Source organism: Achromobacter sp. UBA2119 (assembly GCF_002331005.1).
Classification (GTDB): domain Bacteria; phylum Pseudomonadota; class Gammaproteobacteria; order Burkholderiales; family Burkholderiaceae_B; genus Achromobacter; species Achromobacter animicus.
The window spans coordinates 249,066-262,653 of the sequence record NZ_DCYD01000002.1 but is presented as its reverse complement, the minus strand read 5'-3'; the positions used below and the strand labels follow the sequence as shown (position 1 = coordinate 262,653).

Sequence of the window (13,588 nt, the reverse complement as noted above, 5' to 3'; positions counted from 1 at the left end):
ATTTGCCGGTATCAGGAACCGCTTTAGAAACCCACCGCCTGGCCGTCGCGACGGCTGTCGCTGGCGGCGACGTAGCCCAGTTCGTTGTCGCTTTCGGCCATGCGCCAGATGAACTGGCCAGCGCCGAAGTCCATGTAGGGATCGTCAACGGATTTCAGAGCATGGCCCAGATCCTTCAGACCTGCAATCGTCGAGGCCTTCATATTGGTCTCGATATCCAGCGTGAAGTCGCGGTTGACCTTCCAGCGCGGGGCGCAGCACGCGGCTTGCGGGTTCTGGTGGTAGTCGATCATGCGGACCACGGTCTGCATGTGGCCCTGGGGCTGCATGTCGCCGCCCATGACGCCAAAGCTCATGACAGGTTTGCCGCCGCGCGTCAGGAAGCCCGGGATAATGGTGTGGAACGGGCGCTTGCCGCCTTCGACCACGTTGGCCGACTTGGGATCCATCGAGAAACCCACGCCGCGGTTCTGCATGCTGATGCCGGTGCCCGGCACGACCACGCCCGATCCGAAGCCCATGTAGTTGGACTGGATGAACGAGATCATCATGCCGTTTTCGTCGGCGGCGGTCAGGTAGATGGTGCCGCCCGCGTGCGGACGGCCGGCTTCGAAATGGGTGGCCTGGTCCAGACGGATCAGCTTGGCGCGGCTGTCCAGGTAGGCGTCCGACAGCATCTGTTCGGGCGTGACCTGCATGGCGCGCGGGTCGGCCACGTACTTGTACAGATCGGCGAAGGCCAGCTTCATGGCTTCGATCTGGATGTGCTGCGATTGCACCGAATCCACGGGAATATCGGCCATATCGAAGCGTTCGACGATGCCCAGCGCGATCAGCGCGGCGATGCCCTGCCCGTTCGGCGGGATTTCATGCAGCTCGTAGCCGCGGTACGACTTGGAAATGGGCTTGACCCATTCCGGACGGTAGCCGCGCAGGTCTTCCAGCGTCATCGCGCCGCCGCATTCCTTGCTGAAGGCGGCGATGCGCTCGGCCAGCTCGCCTTCGTAGAAGTCGCGGCCCTTGGATTCGGCGATGCGGCGCAGCGTGTTGGCGGCGTCGGGGAAACGGAAGTGCTCGCCGACCTTGGGCGCGCGGCCTTCGGGCAGGAAGGCCTGGGCGTAGCCGGGCTGCGACTTCAGTTCTTCGGCGGCGGCAGCCCACTTGTGCGCCACCACGGGCGGCACGGCGTAGCCGCGCTCGGCGATCTCGATGGCGGGTTCAAACAGCTGTTCGAACGGCAGCTTGCCCAGCTTTTCATGCAGCGCGGCCCAGCCGGCCACCACGCCGGGGACCGTGACCGAGTCCCAGCCGCGCTTGGGCTGGATGGCCAGGCCGTTGTCGCCGGTGCCGTACTTGCGCTTGAAGTATTCGGTGTTCCAGGCGGCAGGCGCGACGCCCGACGAGTTCAGGCCGTGCAGCTCCTTGCCGTCCCACACGATGGCAAAGCAGTCGCCGCCCAGGCCGCAGGAGACCGGTTCGACCAGGACGATCGTGGCTGCGGCCGCGATGGCGGCGTCCACGGCGTTGCCGCCCTTGAGCAGCATGCGCAGCCCCGCCTGGGCCGCCAACGGGTGCGACGTGGAGACCACGTTGCGGGCGAACAGCGGGATGCGAAAGGAAGGATACGGGTTGGCCCAGTCGAAGGTTTTCATGTGGCGGGTCTCTTAACGGTTAAGCGGGCGAAGTTACTCTCGTGCTTTAATTAAATCAATTTGATTTTTTGTTCCGTCATAAAAGAATTTTTTATGAGTACGATCCGATTTCTGCGCACGTTCCTCGCGGTCGCGCACCACGGTTCCTTCTCCGAGGCCGCCGAGCAGGTCGCCCTGACGCAGGCGGCCGTGAGCTTTCAGATGCGGTCGCTTGAAGCCGAGCTGGGACGCGAACTCTTCGACCGCAGCGGGCGCCTGGCCATCCTGAACGCGGCCGGGCGCGAATTGCTGCCCGAAATCAAGCACTTGCTGGATTTATACGACAGACTCAGGCGTCCGAGCACCGCGCCCGGCGAATTGGCCGGATCGGTGTCGGTGGGCAGCATCGTGTCCTGCATGGGCACGCTGTCCAAGGTCATCTCGGGGCTGAAGAAGGCCCATCCCAAGCTGGACGTGCGCATCCTGTCGGGCAAGGCCAGCGAACTGGCGGGCAAGGTGGAGGACGGTGAGCTGGACGCCGCGTTCCTGGTGGAAGCCGGCCGCAAGATGGCCAGCACGCGCTGGACGCCGCTATATGAAGAACAGATGGTGGTGATCGCGCCGCGTTCTGCAGCCGGCCAGGACGCACGCGAGGTGTTGGCGGGCAATCCGTTCCTGCGCTTTGACCGGACCCAGCGCACCGGGCTGCAGATCGACCGCCTGCTGCGCCGCATGGCGGTGCCGGTCAACGACTTCCTGGAACTGAACGCCATCGAGACGCTGGTGGAACTGGTGCGCCAGGAGGTCGGTGTGACGCTGCTGCCGCTGATCAACGGCGCGAACTGGCAGCACAGCCCGGAACTGCGGATTTTCTACCTGCCCGAGGACCTGGGGCCCCTGTCGCGCTCCATCGGGATGCTGGAACGCCGCGAGCATGCCCGCCAGGGCATCACGGCGGCGATCTGCGAAGCGTGCGCGCAGGCTTTCCGCGCACGCGAACCGCAAACCGCCGCGTGAGGCTTACTCGGCCATGGCGGGGTCGGTCACGGACGCCTTGCCCGTTTCGATGCGGCCGGCAAAGCGGCGCAGCCACGACGGATCCTCGGCCATTCGCACCGTAAAGTCGTACCAGGCATGGCTGCCGGCCAGCGCCCAGTGCTGCTCGACCTGCCCGCCCGCCGGGACCGTGAACGTCCAGCGTTCGTGGTTGGCGTAATAGGCGTTGGGCGTCACCTCGAACGTGCACGTCGTCTTGCCGGCGTTGATGAAGCTGACGTAGACGTCGCCGTTGGCGATGTCGTAGCAGACGCGGATCTCGGCATCCTGCTGCGCCGTGCGGTCATGCGCCAGGTCGCCCGCGAAATGGCGGTGCCAGCCGTTGGGGCCCAACACCCACAGGTCGTACTTGCCGCCATCGGCGGCCGTGTCCCAGCTGCCTTCCAACTGCTTGTCAGGCTCCACGGTGTAGCGGCGCGGCAGGCGATCCAGGTGCAGGCGGTCGTAGACGTGGAACACCGCGGCCTGCTTTCCCGTGTTCGAGAACACCAGCCACATGTTGCCGGTGCCCGGCTGGCTGCGGCCGCTGGTGTGCAGCTCGTACGGCAAGGCGCGGGAGTTGCGCACGCCCTTTTCCTGGATGCCCTTGGCCTGCGTGGACGGATCCGGCAGCGGCACGGCCGTCAACGCCTGCTGGGCGGCGCGCTCCTGGTCTGCCTGCGAGCGGGTCAGGATGTCGAGGCCCGACAGCTTCTCGTCGTTGGGCGTCGCGAAGTTGAAAGCCGAGGTCAGGTCGCCCAGCACGGCGCGGCGCCACGGGCTGATGTTCTCTTCCTTGACGCCGAAGCGGGCTTCCAGAAAGCGCAGCACCGAGGTGTGGTCGAACGCCTGGGAATTGACCCAGCCGCCACGGCTCCACGGCGACACGACGTACATCGGCACGCGCGGGCCGGGGCCGTAGACGCGATTGTCGGCGGCGTCCTGGGCGGACGCGTGCGTGTGGCGTTCCAGGTCGGTGTTGACCGTGGAAGCGCCGGCCATCGAGCCGTCGGCGTTCAGCGACGGCGCAGCGGGCGGCGGCACGTGGTCGAAGTAGCCGTCGTTCTCGTCAAAGTTGATGAGCAGGACGGTCTTGCTCCAGACATCCGGATTGGCAGTGAGCGCGTCCAGCGTTTCCTGGATGTACCAGGCGCCCTGCACGGGGCTGGACGGGCCGGGGTGTTCTGAATAATTGGCAGGTGCGACGATCCAGGAGACCTGCGGCAGCGTGCCGTTCAGGGCGTCATCGCGCAGGGCCTGCAGGAAGCCGCCGTCGGGCATGGTGTTGGCCGTGCCCTTGTAGAGCGGGTTGGCCGCGTCCATGCTGGGGGTCCAGGCCGGGTACGGCGCACCGTTGCTGCCGTTGCCGGCCAGTTCGTTGGCGCGCCGGTACTGCTGAAAACCGGCCAGGGGGTTGTCGCCGAAGTTTTCGGGCAGGTTCTGATAGACCTTCCAGGTGACGCCGTTTTCCTGCAGGCGTTCGGGATACGTCTTCCAGGTCCAGCCGATGTTCGAGGCGCCCAGGCTGTCCCACTGGTTGCGGGTGGACGGGCCATTGCCCTGCGCCAGCGGGTCGTTGGTGCCGGTCCAGTGGAACAGGCGGTTGGTGTTGGTGCCGCCGTGCGTCGAACAGTGGTAGGCATCGCACAGCGTGAAGGCGTCGGCCAGCGCGAACTGGAACTCCACTTCCTTTTCGCGGTAGTAGCCCATGGACTGGTTCTGCTTGTAGCGCGGCCATTGGTCCATGCGGCCGCCGTCCCAGGCCATCTGGGCGTCGACGTAGTCGTGGGGCGTGCCGGCCACGCGCTGGGCGTTGCCCTGGGTGCTGTCCAGGTGATACGGCATGACGACGCGCGTGCCGTTGGTCTGTTCCCAGACGGAGCGGTTCTGCGGCAGCGGAATGGTGATGCGGTCGCCAAAGCCGCGCACGCCCTTGAACGTGCCGAAGTACATGTCGAACGAGCGGTTTTCCTGCATGAGAATGACCACGTGCTCGACGTCGTTGATGGTGCCGGTGCGGTTGTTGGCGGGGATGGCCAGCGCGCGGCGGATGGCGGGCGGGAACATCGACAGCGCGGTCAGCCCGGCGGTGGAGGCGGCGGCGTTGCGCAGGAACCGGCGCTTGCCGGTGTGGATCGTGTCTTTTTCGGACTTCACGGATGCTTTTCCTATGGGTCTACAAGAAGCGCGGCTCAGGGCGCGCAACGCAGTTCGGGCTTGGCGGGCGGCGGCGGCGCGGGCGTCTCGGGCTGGGTGGGAGTGCCCGGGTCGGTGGGGGTGCCGGCGTCGTCATCGTCGTCGCCGCCGCCGCAGGCGGCCAGGGTGGCGGTCAGCATCAGCACCGCGCCGGCGCGCAGGAAACCGCGCAAAATCATGGACTTGCTCATGGGGTATCTATCCTTGGGACATCAGGGAAACAGTTCGGAGACGGACTTGCCGGACAGGGCGAGGGATTTCACTTCTTCCTCGGTCAACGCGCGCGACCAGAAAGCGAGGTCGTCAAAAATCATGGTGTACGGGCCCTTGGTGCCGGCGCAGCAGATGCCGTAGGTGCCCTTGCCGTCTTCGTTCAGGCCGATATGCGGCCCGAAGATGCCGGCGATCTGGGTCAGGTCGACGCCCGGGTTGGCGGTGGACGTGACGTTGCGCACGAAACCCAGTTCGCTGTCGTAGCGGTAGGCGGTCATCGTGCGGGCCGTCTTGTCGATGGTCATGGCGATGTAGACGGGTTTGTTGGCCGTGAACTTGACGCCGTTGATGTCGGCGCGTTTGCCGCCGCCGGCGACGTTGAAGCGCAGCTCGGGGCCGGCCCATTGGGCGATGGTGATGCCGGGGTTGCCGCCGGAGTTGTAGTCTTTGTTGCCTACGATGGATCGGTCGTTGGCGGTGCCGTCGGACTGATACCAGAAGCCGATGGTGAAGGCCTGGACGCTGTCCATGAGGCCTGCGGGGTAGTCGAGCTTGAAGGCGCCCAGGGCCGCCGTGCCGCGTTCGTTCCGGAAGCTTTTGCCGTACACGCCGGGGTCGGCGTAGGCCGGGGCCTGCGCACCGTCGAACGGGGTGATTGCGCCGCCGCCCGCGGCCTTGTCGGTCACGTCGCCTTCGAAGGGGAAGAACATGGTCAGGCCCGTGCGCAGCGAGGCGAGCAGTGGGACCGGTTTGGCGTAGACGACCGAGGCGCGCGCGGCGCTGACGGCGCGGCCGGCGGAGACGCTGTACGCCAGCTCGTGCAGGCCTTCGGTGTCGAAGGTGAAGCCGGTGTCGACGTACTCGGTGGCGGTGCCGGGCAGGCGCGCGACTTCTTTGCCGTCGCGGCTGACGACGATGTCGCCGGCGGGTTCGCCGACGCGCACCCAGCTGACGGTGATGCTCTTGTTGTCCATGGCGGTGCGGGTGGCGACGCGGCGCAGCGCAAGCGGTTCGGAGAGCGCGGTGCCGGCCATGTCGTAGGCGTCCGCTTGGGGCAATGCGGCCAGGTGCGAGAGGACGGTGGGCGCGACGTCGGCGGCGCTGGGCAGCGCGTACCAATTGGTATCCCAGACGCCGTCAAACGAAGCGTCATCGGCGCTGCCGCCGAGCAGGGCCGGTTGATTGGCGGCGAGGAGGATGGTCTTGTTGGAGGAGAACGGCAGGCCGTCGCTGCCGCCGGTCTTGTCGAGGCCGTGGCTGGATGCGACGACCATGAGCCAGTTTTCGTTGGGATGGGCGGCGCGGCGGTCGGCCAGTTGCTTGGTCAGGACACCCAGGGCGGCGTCGGTTTGGCGGATGACGGCTTCGTAGGTGGTGCCGAAGCCGTTTTCAGCGGCGGCGCGTTCGGGCGCGGCGAATTGCGCGACGACGACGTCGTAGCCTTCGGCGATGCGATCGCGGGTTTGGGAGGCGACGCAGTCGTCTTGGCCGGCGCAGTCGGTCAGCGTCTGGACGTAGCCGGCGTCGCGGTCGGTGCTTAAGAGGCCGGCCAGCAGCGGCGAGTTGAAGGCGCCGGCGGTGCGCGCTTCTGGCTGCGCGGTCTTGATGCGTTGGAACAGGCTGGGGGCTTTCATGCCCTGGCCCTGGGCATTGGAGCGCACGCCGTGGACGTCGGCCCATTGCCCGGTGAGCAAGGTGGCCCAGCCGGGTGCGGTGAGCGTGGGCTGTTGGGTCACGGTGCCGGTGACGCCGCCGGTCCAGGCGCGGGTGACGGTCAGTTGGCTCAGGTTGGGAAGCGTGTTGTCGGCTGCGCCGCGACGAAGCGCGTCGTAGGTCAGGCCGTCAACGCCGACGAACAGCACTTTGTCGACGCGCGCCTCGCCGGGCGTTGTCACGGGGGGCTGGGTCGGCGGGTCCACTGGGGCCTCGTCGTCATCATCATCGCCGCCTCCACAGCCGGCCAATACGCTGGTCGCCAGCAACATGGCGCACCATCTTCTCCAATTCAATGTCTGCATTGCTTCTCTTCTCTTTTTCATGAAGGGGGTCTTACGCTGGGCGACATGGTGGCGATCGAACGTGAAAGACCCGTGAAGCAAAGGAGAGAAACGTTGATTGCTGAATCAGGATTCTTTTGCGTATGGGGCAATGCTGGGGGGCTTTTTGGATGGGTCGGTTGCTTGTTGGGCAAGGGAGGGGGGATTTTTGGCGGCCGGCGGCGCGGTGATGCTGGGTGTCTGACGCCGGTGAGGCGTCTGGGTCGGTGGGGCCTGGGCGTTGAGTTCTTGAGGCGTCCGGCACGGTGGCGGCCCGGGGCGCGCGGGGCCACGATTGCGGTCCGGAGCCTTCGCTCCGGACTGCCCCGTCGTCATCGTCGTTGTCGCCTTCGGCGCCTGCCTTCCGATTCCCTCGGGCTTATCGACGCCCCGCGCACCCCGGGCCGCCACCGCACCGGACTCGAGCAGTTGAAGCTTGCCGGGCGGCGGGACGGTCAGCGTGCTTGGCGTTCTGTTGGAGATGTGCCCGGGTTAGAAGCGGCTTGCGGGGCCCGTCCACGTTCGGCCGCGCGGGCGGCCTTCGCGGACTTACACGGTGTCTTGCGTCGTGGCGATGACGCTTCGCGTGTGGCTCCATCTTCGCGGGTCCGGCAACGTCTTGGTGCCCGACCTCTCTCGGTGTCTGACACCCGCTGAGACATCGCGGTATACCGACGAAGCTCTCCCCCTGGGTGTCTGACACCGTCGTATTAGCTTTACGGGTGTCTGGAGACGTTGTGTGGCCTGAACGCGCCCTGTGTCTGACACCCACTGACACGTCGCGGCAAGCCAACGAGCATTTGCCGCGGGTGTCTGACACCGTCGTATTGCCGATATTGCATTGCTGTCATGAAACGCCGCTATAGTCGGCCGCGTCTTGTTGCCCTTGCCCGAATGCCATGCCTTTGTCCTTGCGCCTGCCCCTGCCCTCCGCGCCAGCCGCGCTGCGCGTCCTCGCCGTGCTGGCCTTTGCCGCGGGGCTTGGGGTGTGGGCGTCGATCCTGCTTGCGCCGCAGCCCGCCCCCCTGCCCCCGGCCGTCTCCGCGGCTGCGCCGCGCGCGGCCGACAACACGCCGGTGGCGTTGTGGTTCGGCAAGGATGAGGCTATGCGTACGCAGATCACCGTGCTGGGCGTGATCGCGGCCGGCCCCGACGGCGCGGCGGTGTTGAGCGTGGACGGCGGACCGCCGCTGGCGTGGCGGGCCGGCGCGGAAGTGGCGCCGGGGATCGTGCTGCGCGACATTGCGGCGGATGCCGTGACGGTCGAACAGTCGGGCCGCGCAAGCCGTCTGGCGGCGCCGGCGGCACAGGATGCGCCGGGCGGGATCACGCGGGAGAAGTAGGCGCGGGATGGGGCCGCGACGCATGAGCCAATGGCAGGCGGCAGGCTGGCAACGCTGCGCGTCCTGACGAAGGATCAATGAAATCGGCGGCTCGTAAACCTGCATTTCGTGAACTACCAGCTCGAAAACTAGCACCTCGTGAATCTTCGGCTTGTGACTTAGCAGCTTGTGAATCAGCATCTAGTAATCCAGCAGCTAGTGACAAAGCCGCGCAAGGACGAACGGGGCGATCTCCCGGCGTGCGCATTACTGTCATATTTCATGTCCACAATCCCGGGCTTCAACAGATAGACCGGAGTTGCAAAGTGCGTCAGTTACCGCGCGGGCTTGCCCGCCAGCAGGGCTTCACCCTCATCGAGATCATGGTGGTGATTGTGATCATGGGGATTCTGGCCGCGCTGGTGGTGCCGCGTGTGCTGGATCGCCCCGACCAGGCGCGCCAGGCCGCGGCCCGCCAGGACATCGGCGGCATCATGCAGGCGCTGAAGCTGTATCGCCTGGACAATGGCCGCTATCCCACCACTGCGCAGGGCCTGCGGGCGCTGGCGCAAAAGCCTGATGGCGTGGCCAACTGGCGCGGCTATCTGGACAAGCTGCCCAACGATCCGTGGGGCCACCCCTATCAATACCTGAGCCCCGGCGTCAAAGGCGACGTCGACGTCTTCTCGTTTGGCGCCGACAACAAGCCCGGCGGAGAAAGCGGCGATGCCGACATCGGTTCCTGGGACCTCTGAGCGCGGTTTCACGCTGGTCGAAGTTTTGGTAGTGCTGGTGATCGTGGCCATTGCCGCGAGCATGGTGAGCCTGTCTGTCGGCCGGGGCGACAACCGCTTGCGGGCTGATGCCGAGCGTCTGGCCGATGCGTTTACGGTGGCGCAGAGCGAAGCGCGCAGCGATGGACGCAACATACGCTGGCTGGCGAACGGCCAGGGCTGGTCGTTCGAGCGCGCGGGCCGTTCGGCGGGCCCCACGGCGCAGGACGATATTCCCGTGCCTGTCGACCGATTGGAAAGCGATGAGGTGCTGCGGCCTCAGTCGTGGTCGGCCGCGCCGGTGCAATGGCGGTTGGATCCGGACCGTCCGCTGATTTTCAATACCGAATGGGTTGCCGCGCCGATGACGCTGACGCTGAGCGCGGCGGATGCGCACGTGACGCTGCAACGCGACGCTGCGGGGCGCTATGAGATTCGCTGAGATGGCTTCCGAGGTGGCCGCGGATGAAGTCGTCAATGAGGCTGTTGATGATGCTGTCGATGAAACTTTCGGTGTGCCTGTCGATGAAGCCGTGGATGACGCCGTCGACAAAGCCCGCAATGCCGCCACCGGTGACGCCCGCCACGGCAACGCCGGGGACTCTGCCCAAGGCGCCAGCGGCCAGGCTCACCCGAGCGTGGCGGGCGCCGCGTTTCCCCGTCCGCGCAACCGCGAGCGCGGTTTCACACTGATCGAAGTGCTGGTCGCGCTGGCGATCATCGCCGTGGCGATGGGCGCGGCGCTGCGCGCTACCGGCGTGATGGCGGCAAACAATCGTGCTTTGCAGGACAAGACGCTGGCGTTGCTGGCCGCGCAGAATGCGCTGACGCAATTGCGACTGGAGCAGGCCTTGCCGCGCGCCGGCACGCAGATGGTGCCATGTCCGCAGGGCGGGCTGGCGCTGCAATGTGAACTGGTCTTCACCAATTCCATGAACCGCAGTTTTCGGCAGGTGGCGGTGAAGGTCCACGACGCCGCGTCTTCGCGCGAAGGCGCGATCCTGCTGCAGCTCGACGGCCTGCTGTCCAGCCTGCGATGACGATGCGCCGTTCTCCGCAATCGCAGGCCGGCTTCACGCTGATCGAGGTGCTGGTCGCCCTGGCGCTGATGGCGCTGGTCAGCCTGATGGCCTGGCGCGGATTGGCCAGCGTGTCGGGTGCGCGCGATCTGATTGCCGCGCAGGCCGAGGATACGGATGCCATCGTGCGCACGCTGGGGCAGATGGCGCGGGACGTCGAGTTGTCGTACACGGGGCCCGCCTTTGATTCGCCGGGACTGGACGCGGTGGCGTTCACGACTGGCTTGCGGCTGCTGCCGCGCGCGGCGGGCGGGCAGACGCTGGAGATTCTGCGTCCCGATCCGGATGGCAACGGGCTGTGGCAGCGTATTCAATGGCAGGTGCGCCGCGACGGTTTGTGGCGGGTGGGCGGACCGTCCGCGCCGCGCAGTCCGTTGCCTGCGGCGAATGACGGCGTGCTATTGCTGCCGGGCGTGCGGTCGCTCGCACTGCGCGCTTGGGTGCCGGGCGTGGGCTGGGCGGACGCCAACGCCTCGTTTGCTGCCGCGCCTAGCGGTCTGGAGATCGCGTTCGAGCGCGGGGTGCCGGGCGACCTGCGGCGCTACACGCGCGTCCTGGAGCTGCCATGAGCCGAGTGGTCGTTCATGGAACTGGCAGGGGTGGCGCGCGCGGCGCAATGGGCGCAATTGGCGCATCTGGCGCATTTGGCGCATCCGCTGCATCTGGCGCCTGCAACACACAAGACCCAGCCGCCGCGCGCTACACCCCCACCGCGCTCCGCCAACGCGGCGCGGCGGTCGTCAGCGCGCTCATCGTTGTCGCAATCGTGGCAGCGCTGACGACCAGTCTGTTTCAGCGGCAGACTGCCAGCACCCGCCGCGTGGAAAATGAACTGGCGCGGGTGCAGGCGCGCGCGATGCTGGCGGGCGGGATCGACTGGGCGCGCCTAGTGGTGCGCGACCACGGCCGGCGCGAGCCGACCACCCGCGGTGACCAGATCTGGGCGACGCCGGTGCTGGATACCCGCATCGAACGCCCCGGCGACGATCGCGTGGCGGTGTTTTCGGGCGGCGTGCAGGACGAACAGGGTAAGTACAACCTTTACAACCTGGCGCGCAACGGCGTGCCGCAGCCGGAGCAGGAAGAAGTCCTGCGGCGTCTGCTGGGCGTGCTGGAACTGCCCGATACGCTGGCCGCGCGGATCGTCGACATCGTCGCGTCGGCGCAGCCGCCCGCACTGGCGGCGAATGCCTCGAACACCGGCCCTAACGCCACCCCTAACGCCACCCCAGACACCGCCCCGAACACCGCCGCGCGGCCCGGCCCGCAGGCGCGCGCGCCGCTGCCGCGCGGGGTCGACGAAGTGGCCGCCCTGCTGGGGCTGGAGCCGCCGATGCGCAATGCGCTGCGGCGCACGATGACGCTGCTGCCTTCGGCCACCACGGTCAACGTCAACACCGCGCCCGCCGAGGTTATCGCGGCGCTGGTGCCGGGGCTGTCGCTGGCGCAGGCGCGCGCGATGGCGGGCGAGCGCGATCGCGGCAACTGGTTCAACAACACGGGCGATTTCGCCAATCGGCTGGCGGGCACGGGCGTGAAGACGCCCGCCCCGTCGGTCTCCACCAACAGCGGCTGGTTCCTGGCCAGCGGCACCGTGGTCTACGAACGGGCGCGCGTCTCCATGCAGGCGCTGATGCGCAGCGCCCCGCCGGCCGCGCCCGAAACCATCTGGACGAGAGAAACACCTTGAAGAACACCCTGCGCATCGCCCTGCCCGCGCTGGAGGAATTTGGCGCCGATTCGCCGCTGCCCTATGCGTGGTTCGACCGGCGCGGCCGCTGCGTGCGGCAAGGCGAGGTGGCGCTTCGCGCGCTCGGGAACGCCTGGCCACAGGCCACGTGCGAAGCCGTGCTGCATCCTGCCGACGTCATCGCCGCGACGGTACAGATCCCTGCGGTGACGCGCGCACATTTTGGCGCGGCCGTGCGCGGTGCGCTGGAACCGCTGGTGCTGAGCGATCTGGATAGTCTGGCGATCGGGTACGGCACACGTGCCACGGACGGCTCCGTGCCGCTGGCGTGGTCTCCACGCGAGCCGGTTCGTCGCGCGTGGAGCCTGCTGAGCCAGCAAGGGCTGCGCGTGCGCGCGCTGATCGCGCCGCAGGCGCTGGCGCCGGCCACGGATGCGCCGTTGCGCGATCCCGCGGATCCGCGCTGGCACGCGCCCTCGCCCGCATGGTCGCTGGCGATGCCGCAGCTTGCCCCGGTCAGCGTGTCGCGCTGGCAGCCGGTGTGGCGCTGGGGCGCGCTGGCCGCCGTGGTGTGGATTGCCGGACTGAATATCTACGCGGCGCAGCTGCGCGGCGAGGCCGACGCGTTGCAGCGCGGCATGCACGATCAGGTGCTGGCGGCCTTTCCCAACGTGCCGGTCGTGCTGGACCCGGCGCGTCAGGCGCAGCAAGGGCTCGACGCGTTGCAGGCCAACCGCGGCGCCGCCAGCGCGGGCGACTTTCTGCCGCTGGCGCGCGCAGCCGCGCAGGCGTTGCCCTTTGCGGCCGACAAGGTCGCGCACCTGACCTACGCCGATCAGGCGCTGACGTTGCAGCTGGCGGACGCCGGTCCGCAGGCGCAACGCGTCGCCGAAACCCCCGCACTGATTCAGCAGGCCGCCGCTTTGGGGCTGAAGCTGGAACGCGGCGACACCGACAACACCTGGCGCATCGTGCGCAGCCAACCATGAAACCGCTTTACCGACTTCAAACCGCGTGGCAGGCCGCGCGCAAACCCGTAGACCCGGCGCTCGCGCGCGCCCGCCAGCGCTATCAGGCGCTGGCCCCGCGCGAGCGGCGTCTGGTCACCGGAGCCGCCTTGCTGCTTGGCGCGGCGATCGGCTTCGTCACCTTGATCGAACCCGCCCTGAACACCGTGCGCAAGCTGCAGGCCGAGCTGCCGGGACTGCGCGCCCAGGCCGCCACCGTGGCCGACCTGACCGCGCAAGCCGCCGCCCTGCGCCAGCGCAGCGCCGCGCCTGCGGGCGGGATGCCCAGTACGGCGGAACTGGCGGCCAGCCTGGAACGCGCCGGCCTGCCCGCGGGGCAATGGAAGCTGGCGGATGCGGAAGGCGGTGGCGTGGAACTGTCGCTGGACCAGGCGCCGTCGTCCGCGCTGATGCGCTGGCTGGACGGTGCGGGACGCGACTGGGGGCTGGCGATCTCGCAAGTGGACCTGACGCGCGCCACGAACGCCAATGGGCGGCCGCTGCCGGGCCTGGTCAACGGCAAGGTCGTGCTGCTGCCGCCGCAGGCGGCGGGGAGCCGGTGATGGTCGTGAAGATTCTCTTGGACCGCGCGGCAGGCCCGCGGAC

General features: G+C 67.7%; 13 protein-coding genes. 9 read left to right on the top strand and 4 right to left on the bottom strand.

What is annotated here, in order from left to right; all coding sequences use genetic code 11:
• Positions 1-23: 23 nt before the first annotated feature.
• Complete coding sequence (gene ggt, locus B3098_RS01450; RefSeq protein ID WP_286890272.1) at positions 24-1,652, bottom strand: gamma-glutamyltransferase; 1,629 nt, start codon at positions 1,650-1,652, stop codon at positions 24-26.
• A gap of 93 nt (positions 1,653-1,745) precedes the next feature.
• Between ggt and B3098_RS01445 the strand changes: the two genes are divergently transcribed.
• The gene (locus B3098_RS01445) at positions 1,746-2,648 is read left to right on the top strand and encodes a LysR substrate-binding domain-containing protein (RefSeq protein ID WP_175126128.1); all 903 of its coding nucleotides are present in this window, start codon (positions 1,746-1,748) and stop codon (positions 2,646-2,648) included.
• Between the two features lie 3 nt (positions 2,649-2,651).
• Here the strand turns inward: B3098_RS01445 and B3098_RS01440 are convergent, their stop codons facing one another.
• From B3098_RS01440 to B3098_RS01430, 3 genes are read right to left on the bottom strand one after another with little or no spacing between them, the layout of a single operon-like run.
• Positions 2,652-4,823, bottom strand: a complete 2,172-nt coding sequence (locus tag B3098_RS01440; protein WP_286890269.1) for a phosphocholine-specific phospholipase C — start codon at positions 4,821-4,823, stop codon at positions 2,652-2,654.
• Between the two features lie 35 nt (positions 4,824-4,858).
• On the bottom strand, positions 4,859-5,053 hold the full coding sequence (locus B3098_RS01435; RefSeq protein WP_175126126.1) for a hypothetical protein: 195 nt from the start codon (positions 5,051-5,053) through the stop codon (positions 4,859-4,861).
• 21 nt (positions 5,054-5,074) lie between these two features.
• Positions 5,075-7,060 carry an alkaline phosphatase family protein gene (locus B3098_RS01430; RefSeq protein ID WP_286890267.1) on the bottom strand — a complete coding sequence of 662 codons (1,986 nt, stop codon included), beginning with the start codon at positions 7,058-7,060 and terminating at the stop codon, positions 5,075-5,077.
• Positions 7,061-8,010: 950 nt separating this feature from the next.
• Here B3098_RS01430 and B3098_RS01425 point away from each other — a divergent pair.
• The 8 genes from B3098_RS01425 to gspM all read left to right on the top strand — a co-directional run bounded on the left by B3098_RS01425 (position 8,011) and on the right by gspM (position 13,545).
• On the top strand, positions 8,011-8,454 hold the full coding sequence (locus B3098_RS01425; protein WP_286890265.1) for a general secretion pathway protein GspC: 444 nt from the start codon (positions 8,011-8,013) through the stop codon (positions 8,452-8,454).
• Between the two features lie 305 nt (positions 8,455-8,759).
• A complete protein-coding gene (gene gspG, locus B3098_RS01420; protein WP_175126123.1) occupies positions 8,760-9,188 on the top strand; it encodes a type II secretion system major pseudopilin GspG in 429 nt (142 codons plus the stop codon).
• Positions 9,160-9,648 carry a type II secretion system minor pseudopilin GspH gene (gene gspH, locus B3098_RS01415; protein ID WP_175126122.1) on the top strand — a complete coding sequence of 163 codons (489 nt, stop codon included), beginning with the start codon at positions 9,160-9,162 and terminating at the stop codon, positions 9,646-9,648. Before gspG ends, gspH begins: the two co-directional genes overlap by 29 nt.
• A gap of 196 nt (positions 9,649-9,844) precedes the next feature.
• On the top strand, positions 9,845-10,246 hold the full coding sequence (gene gspI, locus B3098_RS01410; RefSeq protein ID WP_286890384.1) for a type II secretion system minor pseudopilin GspI: 402 nt from the start codon (positions 9,845-9,847) through the stop codon (positions 10,244-10,246).
• Between the two features lie 2 nt (positions 10,247-10,248).
• Positions 10,249-10,854 (top strand): prepilin-type N-terminal cleavage/methylation domain-containing protein, encoded by a 606-nt coding sequence (locus B3098_RS01405; protein WP_286890263.1) that lies wholly within the window; start codon positions 10,249-10,251, stop codon positions 10,852-10,854.
• Positions 10,851-11,975, top strand: a complete 1,125-nt coding sequence (gene gspK / locus B3098_RS01400) for a type II secretion system minor pseudopilin GspK (protein ID WP_286890261.1) — start codon at positions 10,851-10,853, stop codon at positions 11,973-11,975. Before B3098_RS01405 ends, gspK begins: the two co-directional genes overlap by 4 nt.
• Positions 11,972-12,964 (top strand): type II secretion system protein GspL, encoded by a 993-nt coding sequence (gene gspL / locus B3098_RS01395; RefSeq protein WP_286890260.1) that lies wholly within the window; start codon positions 11,972-11,974, stop codon positions 12,962-12,964. The genes gspK and gspL overlap by 4 nt, the downstream gene beginning before the upstream one ends.
• On the top strand, positions 12,961-13,545 hold the full coding sequence (gene gspM / locus B3098_RS01390) for a type II secretion system protein GspM (protein WP_286890258.1): 585 nt from the start codon (positions 12,961-12,963) through the stop codon (positions 13,543-13,545). The genes gspL and gspM overlap by 4 nt, the downstream gene beginning before the upstream one ends.
• Positions 13,546-13,588: the final 43 nt, after the last annotated feature.

Bases quoted from the DNA above. Each gene is read 5' to 3' on its own strand.
- gspH (WP_175126122.1), top strand. From the start codon at position 9,160: ATGCCGACATCGGTTCCTGGGACCTCTGAGCGCGGTTTCACGCTGGTC.
- B3098_RS01445 (WP_175126128.1), top strand. From the start codon at position 1,746: ATGAGTACGATCCGATTTCTGCGCACGTTCCTCGCGGTCGCGCACCAC.
- B3098_RS01430 (WP_286890267.1), bottom strand. From the start codon at position 7,060: ATGTTGCTGGCGACCAGCGTATTGGCCGGCTGTGGAGGCGGCGATGAT.
- gspM (WP_286890258.1), top strand. From the start codon at position 12,961: ATGAAACCGCTTTACCGACTTCAAACCGCGTGGCAGGCCGCGCGCAAA.
- gspK (WP_286890261.1), top strand. From the start codon at position 10,851: ATGAGCCGAGTGGTCGTTCATGGAACTGGCAGGGGTGGCGCGCGCGGC.
- B3098_RS01435 (WP_175126126.1), bottom strand. From the start codon at position 5,053: ATGAGCAAGTCCATGATTTTGCGCGGTTTCCTGCGCGCCGGCGCGGTG.
- ggt (WP_286890272.1), bottom strand. From the start codon at position 1,652: ATGAAAACCTTCGACTGGGCCAACCCGTATCCTTCCTTTCGCATCCCG.
- B3098_RS01425 (WP_286890265.1), top strand. From the start codon at position 8,011: ATGCCTTTGTCCTTGCGCCTGCCCCTGCCCTCCGCGCCAGCCGCGCTG.
- B3098_RS01405 (WP_286890263.1), top strand. From the start codon at position 10,249: ATGCGCCGTTCTCCGCAATCGCAGGCCGGCTTCACGCTGATCGAGGTG.